Below are 12594 nucleotides of genomic sequence, written 5' to 3'. Positions count from 1 at the left end.
CCAAGAGCACCAGAGAGGTCAGCGCGAAGAACCCCAGCCCCAAGAGCCACAGCCCGAGACCTGCCGAGATATAGAGCATCCGGTTCACGTTGATCCGCACGATGTCTTCCAAATCGGCCTCGGCCTCCAAGAGCGCCGCCGCCAGCGCTAGCACCGCCAGCGTCGCGGCCAATCCGCCCAGTGTCCAAAGCGTGAGCGACCACGAGCCGTTGAACCAACCCGCCAGCGCAAGCAGAGCGGCCAGAAGCAGCGCCATCGCGACGAGGTAGGGCGCGGCGGGCCAAGGTGATTGCCGTTGCCAGTCGTCGCGAAACAGGGTCGCGGCGCGGACATCAGCGCTGCGCGCGAGCGGCCAGAGGGTGAAGAGAGCAGCGGTCAGCAGCCCGTAGAGCGCGGCCTCAATCAGTGGGGCGGGGTAGATGGTAAAACGCGCGGGCAGGGGCAGGCTTGCCTCGATGAGCGGCGAGAGCAGCAAGGGCAGCCCCGCCCCGATCAGCAGGCCAAGGGCGACCCCGACCATGGCCAGAATGCCGACTTGGATGAAATAGGTTTGAAAGATCGTCGCGCGGGACGCCCCCATGGCGCGGAAGGTGGCGATGACGGCGGTTTTGCGTTGCAGATAGGCCCGCACCGCTGCCGCCACGCCGACCCCGCCGACGGCAAGGCCCGAGAGCCCGACGAGCACCAGAAAGGCGCTCAGCCGTTCGACGAAACGCGCCACGCCCGGCGCGCCGTTGCGCGCGTCGGTCCAGCGCATTCCGGCATCGGCAAAACGCGCCTTGGCCTCTGCTTCGAGCGGGGCGAGGGCGGTGCCTTGGGGCAATTCGAGACGGTATTTGCTGTTGAAAAGCGTGCCGGGGGCAAGCAGGCCGGAGCCTTCGAGTGCCGCGCGTTTGACCAGTGTGCGGGGCCCAAGGGAAAAGCCGCTGGCGGCGGAATCCGGTTCGCGTTTGATCAGCGCGGTCAGGGTGAACTCCGCCTCGCCAAGGGCGAAGGTGTCACCGGGGGAGAGGGCCAGCCGATCCGCCAGCGCCCGCTCCATCACCGCGCCGGGCAGGGCGGCGGGGTCCGGCGAAAGGGCATCTTCCAACGGCAGGGCGGGGTCCAGAACCATCTCGCCGATCAGCGGATAGAGGTCATCGACCGCCTTTACCTGCGTGAGCGCGCGTTCGGAGGTCTCGCCCGCACCGGTGACGGCCATGGAGCGGAACTCGACAATCTCGGAGACGCGCGTGGCGCGTTCGGCCATCCAGTCGCGTTCTTCGGGGGTGGCGAAACGGTAGGTGAAATCAAGCTCGGCATCGCCGCCCAGAAGGGCCGCGCCCTCGGCCTCCAACCCGGCTTCGATCGCCGCGCGGACGGTCCCGACAGCGGCCAGTGCGGCCACGCCAAGCGCAAGACAGGCCAGCAGCAGGCGAAAGCCGCGCAGGCCGCCGCGCATTTCCCGGCGGGCGAAACGGGCAGCAAGGCGCAGGCTCATGCGAGACGCCCGTCGCGCAGTTCCACCACCCGGTCGCAGCGCTGCGCCAGATCATCGGCGTGGGTGACCAACACCAGCGTCGCGCCATGGCGGTCGCGCAGTTCAAACAGCAGGTCCATGATCGCGGCCCCATTGCGGCTGTCAAGGCTGCCTGTCGGCTCATCCGCCAAAAGGATCGCAGGGCGGGGTGCTGCGGCGCGCGCCAGTGCCACGCGCTGCTGCTCGCCGCCCGACATCTGCGCGGGATATTGGTTGATCCGGTGGCCCAGCCCCACGGCCTCAAGCTCGGCCCGGGCGCGGTCAAAGGCGTCATCGGCGCCCGAAAGCTCCAGCGGGGTGGCGACATTCTCAAGCGCGGTCATGGTGGGGATGAGGTGGAAAGACTGAAAGACGATCCCCATGCGCCCCTGCCGGAACCGGGCCAACCCGTCTTCGCGCAACGCGCTCAGGTCATGGCCGAGGGCGGTGACCTTGCCGCCGGTGGCGCGCTCCAGCCCGCCCATGACCATCAGCAGCGATGATTTCCCCGACCCGGAAGCGCCGGTCAGCGCGATGCTCTCCCCTTGCTGGACCTGCAACGAAATGCCGCGCAGAATATCGACGGGGCCGGCATTGCCCTTGAGGCTCAGCGTGACATCTTGAAGGTCATAGACAGGGTCGCTCATCGGGTCGCCTTTGGCTTGGGATACGTGATGGATATGGAGGTCCGCGAAGGATGCGCAAGGTATTGATCTGTTTTGCCTTTATTTTAGGCAGCGCGGCGCAGGCCGAGGAGGTGGTGATTGCAGCGCTCGGCGACAGCCTGACCCAAGGCTACGGGCTGCCCGCCGAGGAGGGGTTCGTGCCGCAATTGCAAGACTGGCTGGATGCCGAGGGTGTCGAAGCCAAGATCCTCAACGCCGGCGTGTCGGGCGATACCACCGCTGGCGGGCTGGCGCGGGTCGACTGGACCCTGACGCCCGAGGTGGACGCGATGATCGTGACGCTGGGGGGCAACGACATGCTGCGCGGGTTGGACCCGGCGCAGGCGCGCGGCAACATCGACGGCATCCTTGCCGCTGCGGAAAAGGCGGAGGTGGAGGTGCTCTTGGTCGGCATGAGCGCGCCGGGCAACTATGGGGCGGGCTATAAGGCGGATTTCGAAGGGCTCTACCCCGATTTGGCCGAGGCTTACGGCACGCTGTTCTACCCGGACTTCTTTACCGGCCTGCTGGCCGAGGAAAAGAATGCCGCCAGCGCGCGGAGCGAGACGGTGCAGCGCTATCTCCAAGGCGACGGCATCCACCCCAATGCCGAAGGCGTGGCGTTGATCGTGGAAGACATCGGCCCGGCGGTGGCAGAGCTTGCCGCCCGCGCCGCCGAGCGCCGCTAACAAAAACGGACGCCGCAGCGTCCGTTTCGATCCTCGTGATGTGGCCCGTTCAGGCCAGCGCGATGTTGCTCGCGCTTTCGCGGCCATCGCGGCCCGCTTCGACGTCAAAGCTGACCTTTTGGTTGTCGGCCAGCCCGGTCAGCCCTGCACGCTCCACTGCGGAAATATGGACAAAGATGTCTTTGCCGCCCGCGTCCGGTGCAATGAAGCCGTAGCCTTTTGTCGTGTTGAACCATTTTACGGTGCCAGTAGCCATGCCCCGTGTCTCCCTCTCTTTGATCTGCCCGCAACATGCGGCAGCGCGGCTCGGTCGAATTCGTGATCGCTGGAGCCTTAGGGCAGCCGGGTCGAAAAGTCTTCGCGTCGCAGTTGTGATATTGGAATCTCTATTTTTAAAATCAAGGATTTTTACGGGGCGAAGGGGCGCAAGCAAGGAAGCGCCCATGAAATATAACCTGCCTGTTACAAAACTGGCAGGCATCTCGGGATTTTCCGGAAGGCGCGCTTTTCAAAAATTTACCAGTTGATAAAAAAATGATTCCATGAGAGCGTTTTCAAAACACCAAGAAAACGACAGGGATTTTGATATGGCACGAGATGTGTTTGAGCCGGGGATCGTTCCGGGGCGGTTAGAACCGCAGAGCTATGCCGAGGGGTTTTCGGATCTTCATCCGCCCTTGGACGAACATGAGGCGCTGGTCGCGGCGGACCGCTGTTACTTTTGCCACGACGCGCCCTGCATGACGGCCTGCCCGACCGACATCGACATTCCGCTCTTTATCCGGCAGATCGCCACCGGCACGCCCGATGCGGCGGCCAAGACGATCCTGAGCCAGAACATCCTCGGCGGCATGTGCGCACGGGTCTGCCCGACAGAGACGCTTTGCGAAGAGGTTTGTGTGCGCGAGGTGGCCGAGGGCAAGCCGGTGTTGATCGGCCAGTTGCAGCGCTATGCGACGGATCATTTGATGGCGCAGGGCGTGCATCCGTTTGAACGGGCCGCAGCCACGGGCAAGCGCATCGCCGTTGTCGGCGCAGGGCCAGCGGGTCTGTCCTGCGCGCACCGTCTGGCGATGCTGGGCCACGATGTTGAGATCATCGACGCGCGGCCCAAGCCCGGCGGGCTGAACGAATATGGCATCGCGGCCTATAAGACCCCGAACGGCTTCGCGCAGGCCGAGGTGGATTGGCTGATGCAGATCGGCGGGATCACCTTCCGGCATGAGGTTGCCGTGGGCCGGGATGTCACTCTCGATGAGCTGAAGGCCGATTACGATGCGGTTTTCCTCGGGATGGGGCTGGTCGGCGTCAATGCCCTCGGGGCCGAGGGCGAGGATAAGGCCGGGGTTGCCAATGCGGTCGATTTCATCGCCGAACTGCGGCAAGCCAGCGATATCTCCGGCGTGCCGATTGGCCGCGACGTGGTGGTGATCGGCGGCGGGATGACGGCGGTGGACGCGGCGGTGCAGGCGAAACTGCTGGGCGCGCTCAATGTGACGCTGGTCTATCGCCGCGGGCGCGACCGGATGAATGCAAGCGTGTTCGAGCAAGACCTCGCCGCCTCCAAGGGGGTGCGGATCGTGACCCATGCGGTGCCGATTGCCGTGCATGGCAATGGATCGGTGCGTGAGATCGAGTTTGAATATGTCGATGAGGCGATGAAGGGCACCGGCCAAACCCTGCGCCTGCAAGCGGATCAGGTGTTCAAGGCCATCGGTCAGACGCTGTTGGGCGAGGGGCTGCCCGAACTCGACGGGCGCAAGATCAAGGTCGACGGCACCGGGCGCACCAGCCTCGACGGGGTCTGGGCCGGGGGCGACTGCACCAGCGGCGGCGATGACCTGACGGTGACCGCCGTGGCGGAGGGCCGCGACGCGGCGATGGACATTCACACCACATTGATGGGGGCGGCGGGCTGAGGCCGCGCCGAGAGGGAGAAACAAAATGGCTGATCTGAGAAGCGACTTCATCGGGATCAAATCCCCCAACCCGTTCTGGCTGGCCTCCGCCCCGCCAACGGACAAGGAATACAATGTGCGCCGCGCCTATGAGGCAGGCTGGGGCGGGGTGGTCTGGAAGACCCTTGGCTCCGAAGGGCCGCCGGTGGTCAACGTGAACGGCCCGCGCTACGGCGCGATCTGGGGCGCGGATCGGCGGCTTCTGGGGCTCAACAACATCGAGCTCATCACCGACCGCCCGCTGGAGGTGAACCTGCGCGAGATGAAAGCGGTGAAACGCGACTACCCCGACCGCGCGCTCATCGCCTCGATCATGGTGCCCTGCGAGGAGGAGGCGTGGAAAGCGATCCTGCCGCATGTGGAAGAAACCGGCGCCGACGGGATCGAGCTGAACTTCGGCTGCCCGCATGGCATGGCTGAGCGCGGCATGGGCTCTGCCGTGGGGCAGGTACCGGAATACATCGAGATGGTCACCCGCTGGTGCAAGATGTACACCCGCATGCCGGTGATCGTGAAGTTGACGCCCAACATCACCAACGTGATCTACCCTGCCGAGGCCGCCAAGCGCGGCGGCGCGGATGCGGTGAGCCTGATCAATACGATCAATTCGATCACCTCGGTCGATCTGGACCTCTTCGCGCCCGAGCCCACGATCGACGGCAAGGGCACCCACGGCGGCTATTGCGGCCCGGCGGTCAAACCCATCGCGCTCAACATGGTGGCCGAGATCGCCCGAAACCCTGAGACCCACGGTCTGCCGATCAGCGGCATCGGCGGCGTCACCACATGGCGCGACGCGGCAGAGTTTCTGGCCCTTGGCGCGGGCAATGTGCAGGTCTGTACTGCGGCGATGACCTATGGCTTCAAGGTGGTGCAAGAGATGATCTCGGGCCTGTCGGAATATATGGACGAGAAGGGGCTGAACTCGGTCGACCAACTGGTGGGCCGCGCGGTGCCGAACGTGACCGACTGGAACCAGTTGAACCTGAACTACGTCGCCAAGGCGAAGATCGACCAAGACCTCTGCATCTCCTGTGGGCGTTGCTTTGCGGCTTGCGAGGACACCAGCCACCAAGCCATCGCCATGTCCGAAGACCGCACCTTTACCGTGATCGAAGAGGAATGCGTCGCTTGCAACCTCTGCGTCAATGTCTGCCCGGTCGAAGACTGCATCTCGATGGAGGAACTGGCGGCGGGCACCACCGACCTGCGCACGGGCAAGACGGTGACGCCGGACTATGCCAATTGGACCACGCACCCCAATAACCCCTCCGTCCACGCGGTCGAACCGGCGGAGTAAGACAAGACCCCCCCGCGCCCCGCGTTCAGGACTTTCTGCGGGGCGGGGCGGCGGTATCGGCAGCGGGGGGCGGTATCTCTGCCACCTCCCGCCGCGCCACGATCAGCGCCATTGCCGCATCCCGGGCCATCTTTTCGCGGGTGACGGGCGGCGCGCCCTCTGGTTCATCGGACGCTGCCGGATTTGCGCCCTTCGCATCCCGCGCAGCCCCTGCGCCCTTTATATCGCCTACATTCATCACTCCCCCTTTACCTTGGAAGGAGCCCACACCCGCCAGTCAGACTGGGTGTCATGTGTTAACGGGGGATTAAACGCAGGGCGCCACTGGCCGCTATGGTTAACCGTTTGGCGCTGGCGCGGGCTGGTCCAAAAGCGCGCCGAACATCGCCTGAAGATGGGCCTGCGCGCGGGGGCGGGGGTCGGTCTCGGCACCGAGCAGGATTTGCGCCTGCGCCTCGAAATCCGCGTAGTGCTGGGTCGTCGCCCAGATCGAGAATATCAGGTGCTGCGGGTCCAGCGCGGGCAGTTTTCCCGCCGCCACCCAGCCCGCGATCACGGCGCATTTCTCATCGAACAGGGGTTTGAGATGGCTGTGCAATTCCGGCTCGATCCGCGGGGCACCTTGCAGGATTTCATTGGCGAAAAGACGGCTCTCGCGCGGCAATTCGCGCGACATGGTCAGCTTGCGTTCGACATAGTCCAAAATCTCGCGCCGGGGGTCGCCTTCGGGGTCCAGTTCCACCAGCGGGTCGAGCCATGTTTCCATCAGCTGCGACAGCAAAGTGACGTGAATGTCTTCTTTGCCATTGAAGTAATAGAGAATATTCGGTTTGCTCAGCCCAGCCTCGGCGGCGATCTGATCCAGCGTGGCACCCCGGTAGCCGTGTTTGGAAAAGACTTCGAGCGCGGCATCCAGAATCACCCGGCGGTTGCGCTGCTGGATGCGGCTGGGTTTCTTGGCGGTGCTTTCGGGCAAGGCAATGATCCTTGGTGCTGCTAAAAAAGGCGTTTGCCGGATCGGCGGCGGGTTGTTTCAAACCAGTTCTTGACAGAGCCTAACCTAATCGCAATCGTGGATTTACCAAATGGTAAAAAAACAACACGGCCCAAGCCGATGACAGAGGAGTGACCTATGCCCGCGCCCGGAGAGAACCTCAAGATTGATCCCGACCGTCTGTGGGATTCCTTGATGGAAATGGCCAAGATTGGCCCCGGCGTGGCGGGGGGCAACAACCGCCAGACGCTGACGGACGAAGACGCCGAGGGCCGCGCGCTGTTCCAAAAGTGGTGCGAAGCGGCAGGCTGTACCATGGGGCTCGACCAGATGGGCAATATGTTCGCCCAGCGGGAGGGCACCGACCCCGATGCGCTTCCGGTCTATGTGGGCAGCCACCTCGACACTCAGCCGACCGGCGGGAAATACGATGGCATCCTTGGCGTGCTCGGCGGGTTGGAGATCATCCGCACGATGAACGATCTGGGCATCAAGACCAAACACCCGATCGTCGTGACCAACTTCACCAACGAAGAAGGCACCCGTTACGCCCCCGCGATGCTGTCGTCGGGGGTTTTTGCTGGCATTCACACGCAGGATTGGGCCTATGACCGCACCGACGCCGAGGGCAAGCGCTTTGGCGACGAGCTGCAGCGCATCGGCTGGCGCGGCGAAGAGGAAGTCGGCAAGCGCAAGATGCATGCCTTCTTCGAGTTGCACATCGAACAGGGCCCGATTTTGGAGGCCGAGGGCAAGGACATCGGCGTCGTGACCCACGGGCAGGGCTTAAGTTGGACGCAGGTGACGATCACCGGCAAGGACAGCCACACCGGCTCCACCCCCATGCCAATGCGCCGCGACGCGGGGCTGGGCATGGCGCGGGTGTTGGAGAAGGTGAACGAGATCGCGCTCAGCCACGCGCCTCATGCGGTCGGCGCGGCGGGCCATATCGAGGTCTATCCGAACTCGCGCAATGTGATCCCCGGCAAGACGGTCTTTACCGTCGATTTCCGGTCGCCCGAACTGTCGGTCATCGAGGATATGGAGGCCCGTCTGCGTGAAGAGGGTCAAAAGATCGCCGACGATATGGATGTGCAGATCGAATTTGAAAAGGTCGGCGGCTTTGATCCCGTGGCCTTTGACGAGGGTTGCGTGACGGCTGTGCGCAACGCCGCCGAACGGCTGGGCTACAGCCATATGAACCTGATCTCTGGCGCGGGCCACGATGCCTGCTGGATCAACCGCGTGGCCCCCACGGCGATGGTGATGTGCCCCTGTGTCGATGGTCTAAGCCATAACGAGGCAGAGGAAATCACCAAGGATTGGGCCAAGGCGGGGGCGGATGTGCTGCTCCATGCGGTGCTGGAGACAGCGGAAATAGAGGGCTGAACACGCGGGCGGAGGTCTGGGGTGCTGCCCCGGCCCCCCGACGTGATTGGCCAGAAAAGATGGGGAGAGAAAGATGAGCAAGGTAATCAAGGGTGGCATGGTCTGCACGGCGGACCGGACGTGGAAAGCCGACGTGCTGATCGAGGGAGAGAAGATTAAGCGCATCGGCGAGGACCTTACGGGTGACGAATACATCGACGCGGAAGGCGCCTATGTGATCCCCGGCGGGATTGATCCGCATACGCATCTAGAGATGCCCTTCATGGGCACCACGGCGGCTGAGACCTTTGAGTCCGGCACATGGGCCGCGGCGGTGGGTGGCACCACGATGGTGGTCGACTTCTGCCTGCCCGGCGCGAATGGCAGTATCAAGAACGCGATCAACGAATGGCACCGCAAGTCGGCGCCGCAGATCTGCTCGGACATCGGCTATCACATGGCCGTCACCGGCTGGGACGAGACCGTCTTTAACGAGATGAAAGACGCGGTCGACATGGGGGTGAACAGCTTCAAGCACTTCATGGCCTACAAGGGCGCGCTGATGATCGAGGATGACGAGATGTTCGCCTCCTTCAAGCGCTGTGCCGAGTTGGGCGCGCTGCCGATGGTCCATGCCGAGAACGGCGATCTGGTGGCCGAGTTGCAGCAGAAGTATTTCGATCAGGGCATCACCGGGCCGGAGGGCCACGCCTATTCCCGCCCGCCGGAGCTCGAGGGCGAGGCCGCGAACCGCGCCATCACCATCGCCGATACGGCGGGCGTGCCGCTTTATATCGTGCATGTGTCTTGCGAGCAGACCCATGAGGCAATCCGCCGGGCGCGGCAGAAGGGGATGCGGGTTTACGGCGAGCCGTTGATCCAGTTCCTGACGCTGGACGAGTCTGAGTATTTCAACACCGATTGGGACCATGCCGCGCGCCGCGTCATGTCGCCGCCGTTCCGCTCGAAAGACCATCAAGACAGCCTCTGGGCCGGTTTGCAATCGGGCAGCCTACAGGTGGTGGCGACCGACCACGCCGCCTTTTCGACCGAGCAGAAACGCGCGGGGCGTGACGATTTCCGGATCATTCCCAACGGCTCGAACGGGCTGGAGGAGCGTCTTGCGGTGCTCTGGACCGAAGGGGTGGAAACGGGCCGCCTGACCCCGAACGAGTTCGTCGCCACGACCTCGACCAATATCGCCAAGATCCTGAACATCTATCCGCAGAAGGGTGCCATCGTCGAAGGGGCGGATGCCGATATCGTGGTCTGGGACCCGAAGATCACCAAGACGATCAGCCCGGCGAACCATCATTCGGTGCTGGATTACAACGTCTTTGAGGGCTTCGAGGTCAAGGCGCAGAGCCGCTATACCCTGAGCCGCGGCGAGGTGATCTGGGCTTGGGGTCAGAACAGCCAGCCGCAGCCCGGCCGGGGCCGTTTCGTGCCGCGCCCGGCCTTCCCGAGCGCCAACGTCGCCCTCAGCAAATGGAAGGAACTCAACAGCCCCAAGATGATCAAGCGCGATCCTCTCAACATTCCGGCGGGGATCTGAGCCATGTAGAGCCGCCACGACAACCAGGTAAAGTGCCGCGCTAAAAGCGGCCGACCAACAGGGAAGTAAAATACGTGAATGACAGCCAGAGCGTGATCAGCGCCAGCAATCTTGACCTGACCTTTCAAACCAATGACGGGCCGGTCCACGCGTTGAAAGACGTGAACCTCGAGATCCACAAGGGAGATTTCGTCAGTTTCATCGGCCCCTCGGGCTGCGGCAAGACGACCTTTCTGAGGGTCATGGCCGACCTCGAGCAGCCCACGGGCGGCAGCGTGACCATCAACGGTGTCTCGCCCGAGGAAGCGCGTAAATCGCGGGCCTATGGTTACGTCTTTCAGGCGGCAGGGCTTTACCCATGGCGCACCATCGGCGGCAACATCCGTCTGCCGCTGGAGATCATGGGCGTGCCCCGGGCCGAGCAGGATCAGCGGGTGAAACGGGTGCTCGACCTTGTGGAGCTTTCGGGGTTCGAGAAGAAGTTTCCCTGGCAGCTTTCGGGCGGGATGCAGCAGCGTGCCTCCATCGCGCGGGCGCTGTCCTTCGATGCCGACATCCTGCTGATGGACGAACCTTTCGGCGCGCTGGACGAGATCGTGCGCGACCACCTCAACGAGCAGCTCTTGAAGCTCTGGGCGCGGACCGAAAAGACCATTGCCTTCGTCACCCATTCGATCCCCGAGGCGGTGTATCTCAGCACCAAGATCGTGGTGATGAGCCCGCGCCCGGGACGGATCGCCGACGTGATCGAAAGCCCGCTGCCGCGCGAACGGCCTTTGGAGATTCGCGAGACGCCGGAATTCCTCGAGATCGCGCACCGCGTGCGCGAGGGGCTGCGCGCCGGGCATGGGGACGATTGATGCGTAACATTATCCCCGTTCTCACGGTCGTGGGTCTGTTGATCGTCATCTGGTATGGCGCGGCTGTCGCGCTCAACGCGCAATGGGCGCGGGATGTCGCGGCACGGGCCGACAAGACGCTGACATTCTCGGAATTGGTGGCCGACACCTGGTCGCAGGAGAAACCGAAACTGCCGGCGCCGCATCAGGTCGGCGCGGAACTGTGGAAGACCACGGTGGAGAAAAAGGTCACCTCGAAACGCTCGCTGATCTACCACACGTGGGTTACCTTCAGCGCGACCTTTCTGGGCTTCGTCATGGGCACCGCGCTTGGCACGCTTCTCGCCGTCGGCATCGTGTTCAACCGCACGATGGACATGAGCGTGATGCCTTGGGTGATCGCCAGCCAAACGATTCCGATCCTCGCCATCGCGCCGATGATCATCGTGGTGCTGAATGCCGTGGGCCTTTCGGGCCTGCTGCCCAAGGCGATCATCAGCATGTATCTGTCGTTCTTCCCGGTGGTCGTGGGCATGGTGAAGGGGCTGCGCAGCCCCGACCAGATGCAGCTTGACCAGATGCGGACATGGAACGCGAGCGGCTGGCAGACCTTCTGGAAACTGCGGCTGCCGTCCTCGATGCCTTATTTCTTCACCTCGCTGAAGGTGGGGGTCGCGGCCTCGCTGGTGGGTGCGATCGTGGGCGAGATGCCGACGGGGGCTGTCGCGGGCCTTGGCGCGCGCTTGCTGGCGGGCAGCTACTACGGCCAGACCGTGCAGATCTGGAGCGCGCTTCTGATGGCGGCAGCCCTTGCGGCGGCCATGGTGGGGCTTATCGGGCTGGTGCAGCGGCTGACCTTGAAACGGATGGGGATGGCGTGATGGGCTGGGTTGTTTTTGCCATCGTCGCATGGGTCGCGGGCCTGTCGCTCAACGTCTGGCTGGCGCGGCAGCGGCCCTCGCGGGGCGCGTCACTAGCGGCACCGCTGGTCTTTGGCATCACGCTGATTGCCGTTTGGGAGGGCGTGGTGCGCGGGTTCGAGATTAACCAAGTGCTGCTGCCTGCGCCCTCGGTCATCGCGGCGCGCATGGCCACGTCGCTCGATATCCTGTGGATCGACTTCGTGCAGACCGTCATCAAGGGGGCGCTGAGCGGCTATATCATCGGCTGCGGCGCGGCTTTCCTGACGGCGCTGGCGATTGACCGCTTTCCGTTCTTGCAACGCGGCCTTTTGCCGGTGGGCAACTTCGTCGCCGCGCTGCCGATCATCGGGATGGCGCCGATCATGGTGATGTGGTTCGGCTTCGGCTGGCAGTCCAAGGCGGCGATTGTCGTGGTCATGGTGTTCTTCCCAATGCTGGTGAACACGGTGCAGGGGCTGCAGGCCAGCGACGCGATGCAGCGCGACCTGATGCGCACCTATGCGGCGGGCTATTGGCGCACGCTTGTGAAGCTGCGGCTGCCGGCGGCGATGCCCTTTGTCTTCAACGGGTTGAAGATCGGCACCACCCTTGCCCTCATTGGCGCCATCGTTGCTGAATTCTTCGGCTCTCCGGTGCTGGGGATGGGCTTTCGCATCTCCACCTCGGTGGGTCAGCTTGCGCTTGATCTGGTCTGGGCCGAGATTGTTGTCGCGGCAATAGCCGGATCGGCGTTCTATGGTATCATGGCCCTTATCGAAGGACGGGTGACCTTCTGGCACCCCAGCCAAAGGAACTAGAGACGACC

Annotated in this window: 13 protein-coding genes; 8 read left to right on the top strand and 5 right to left on the bottom strand. The window is 63.7% G+C overall.

What is annotated here, in order from left to right; genetic code table 11:
- Both FCK22_RS16110 and FCK22_RS16105 read right to left on the bottom strand, forming a co-directional pair.
- Positions 1–1480: FtsX-like permease family protein (locus FCK22_RS16110; RefSeq protein WP_248646561.1), on the bottom strand; the 1480-nt coding region annotated here is incomplete at its 3' end.
- Positions 1477–2145 (bottom strand): ATP-binding cassette domain-containing protein, encoded by a 669-nt coding sequence (locus FCK22_RS16105; RefSeq protein ID WP_067265258.1) that lies wholly within the window; start codon positions 2143–2145, stop codon positions 1477–1479. The genes FCK22_RS16110 and FCK22_RS16105, both read right to left, overlap by 4 nt.
- Positions 2146–2195: 50 nt before the next feature.
- On the opposite strand from FCK22_RS16105, the gene FCK22_RS16100 reads away from it, so the two are divergent.
- Positions 2196–2852, top strand: coding sequence for an arylesterase (locus FCK22_RS16100; protein WP_067265256.1), 657 nt, complete (start codon positions 2196–2198; stop codon positions 2850–2852).
- A 49-nt stretch (positions 2853–2901) separates the two neighbouring features.
- On the opposite strand, the gene FCK22_RS16095 is transcribed toward FCK22_RS16100, so the two are convergent.
- Positions 2902–3108, bottom strand: a complete 207-nt coding sequence (locus tag FCK22_RS16095; RefSeq protein ID WP_067265254.1) for a cold-shock protein — start codon at positions 3106–3108, stop codon at positions 2902–2904.
- 331 nt (positions 3109–3439) lie between these two features.
- On the opposite strand from FCK22_RS16095, the gene FCK22_RS16090 reads away from it, so the two are divergent.
- Positions 3440–4771 (top strand): NAD(P)-dependent oxidoreductase, encoded by a 1332-nt coding sequence (locus FCK22_RS16090; protein WP_067265252.1) that lies wholly within the window; start codon positions 3440–3442, stop codon positions 4769–4771.
- A gap of 25 nt (positions 4772–4796) precedes the next feature.
- On the top strand, positions 4797–6110 hold the full coding sequence (gene preA / locus FCK22_RS16085; RefSeq protein ID WP_067265250.1) for an NAD-dependent dihydropyrimidine dehydrogenase subunit PreA: 1314 nt from the start codon (positions 4797–4799) through the stop codon (positions 6108–6110).
- Between the two features lie 25 nt (positions 6111–6135).
- Here the strand turns inward: preA and FCK22_RS16080 are convergent, their stop codons facing one another.
- Both FCK22_RS16080 and FCK22_RS16075 read right to left on the bottom strand, forming a co-directional pair.
- A complete protein-coding gene (locus tag FCK22_RS16080) occupies positions 6136–6348 on the bottom strand; it encodes a hypothetical protein (protein ID WP_067265247.1) in 213 nt (70 codons plus the stop codon).
- Positions 6349–6447: 99 nt separating this feature from the next.
- On the bottom strand, positions 6448–7086 hold the full coding sequence (locus FCK22_RS16075) for a TetR family transcriptional regulator C-terminal domain-containing protein (protein WP_067265245.1): 639 nt from the start codon (positions 7084–7086) through the stop codon (positions 6448–6450).
- A gap of 156 nt (positions 7087–7242) precedes the next feature.
- Between FCK22_RS16075 and FCK22_RS16070 the strand changes: the two genes are divergently transcribed.
- From FCK22_RS16070 to FCK22_RS16050, 5 genes are all read left to right on the top strand, one after another.
- Positions 7243–8493, top strand: coding sequence for a Zn-dependent hydrolase (locus tag FCK22_RS16070; protein WP_067265242.1), 1251 nt, complete (start codon positions 7243–7245; stop codon positions 8491–8493).
- A gap of 73 nt (positions 8494–8566) precedes the next feature.
- Positions 8567–10027 carry a dihydropyrimidinase gene (gene hydA, locus FCK22_RS16065; protein WP_067265239.1) on the top strand — a complete coding sequence of 487 codons (1461 nt, stop codon included), beginning with the start codon at positions 8567–8569 and terminating at the stop codon, positions 10025–10027.
- Positions 10028–10101: 74 nt separating this feature from the next.
- Positions 10102–10887, top strand: a complete 786-nt coding sequence (locus tag FCK22_RS16060; protein ID WP_067265237.1) for an ABC transporter ATP-binding protein — start codon at positions 10102–10104, stop codon at positions 10885–10887.
- Positions 10887–11747 (top strand): ABC transporter permease, encoded by an 861-nt coding sequence (locus FCK22_RS16055; RefSeq protein ID WP_197470916.1) that lies wholly within the window; start codon positions 10887–10889, stop codon positions 11745–11747. The genes FCK22_RS16060 and FCK22_RS16055 overlap by 1 nt, the downstream gene beginning before the upstream one ends.
- Positions 11747–12586, top strand: coding sequence for an ABC transporter permease (locus FCK22_RS16050; protein WP_067265231.1), 840 nt, complete (start codon positions 11747–11749; stop codon positions 12584–12586). Before FCK22_RS16055 ends, FCK22_RS16050 begins: the two co-directional genes overlap by 1 nt.
- Positions 12587–12594 lie beyond the last annotated feature (8 nt).

The sequence above is a fragment of the Sulfitobacter sp. 15WGC genome (genome assembly GCF_005068605.1).
GTDB classification, from domain to species: domain Bacteria; phylum Pseudomonadota; class Alphaproteobacteria; order Rhodobacterales; family Rhodobacteraceae; genus Sulfitobacter; species Sulfitobacter faviae.
The sequence above is the reverse complement of the archived record's forward strand: the minus strand, read 5'-3'. Positions and strand labels throughout refer to the sequence as shown.

Coding starts and splice junctions, on each gene's coding strand:
- FCK22_RS16070 (WP_067265242.1), top strand. CDS start 7,243: ATGCCCGCGCCCGGAGAGAACCTCAAGATTGATCCCGACCGTCTGTGG.
- FCK22_RS16090 (WP_067265252.1), top strand. CDS start 3,440: ATGGCACGAGATGTGTTTGAGCCGGGGATCGTTCCGGGGCGGTTAGAA.
- FCK22_RS16050 (WP_067265231.1), top strand. CDS start 11,747: ATGGGCTGGGTTGTTTTTGCCATCGTCGCATGGGTCGCGGGCCTGTCG.
- FCK22_RS16105 (WP_067265258.1), bottom strand. CDS start 2,145: ATGAGCGACCCTGTCTATGACCTTCAAGATGTCACGCTGAGCCTCAAG.
- hydA (WP_067265239.1), top strand. CDS start 8,567: ATGAGCAAGGTAATCAAGGGTGGCATGGTCTGCACGGCGGACCGGACG.
- preA (WP_067265250.1), top strand. CDS start 4,797: ATGGCTGATCTGAGAAGCGACTTCATCGGGATCAAATCCCCCAACCCG.
- FCK22_RS16080 (WP_067265247.1), bottom strand. CDS start 6,348: ATGAATGTAGGCGATATAAAGGGCGCAGGGGCTGCGCGGGATGCGAAG.
- FCK22_RS16095 (WP_067265254.1), bottom strand. CDS start 3,108: ATGGCTACTGGCACCGTAAAATGGTTCAACACGACAAAAGGCTACGGC.
- FCK22_RS16055 (WP_197470916.1), top strand. CDS start 10,887: ATGCGTAACATTATCCCCGTTCTCACGGTCGTGGGTCTGTTGATCGTC.
- FCK22_RS16100 (WP_067265256.1), top strand. CDS start 2,196: ATGCGCAAGGTATTGATCTGTTTTGCCTTTATTTTAGGCAGCGCGGCG.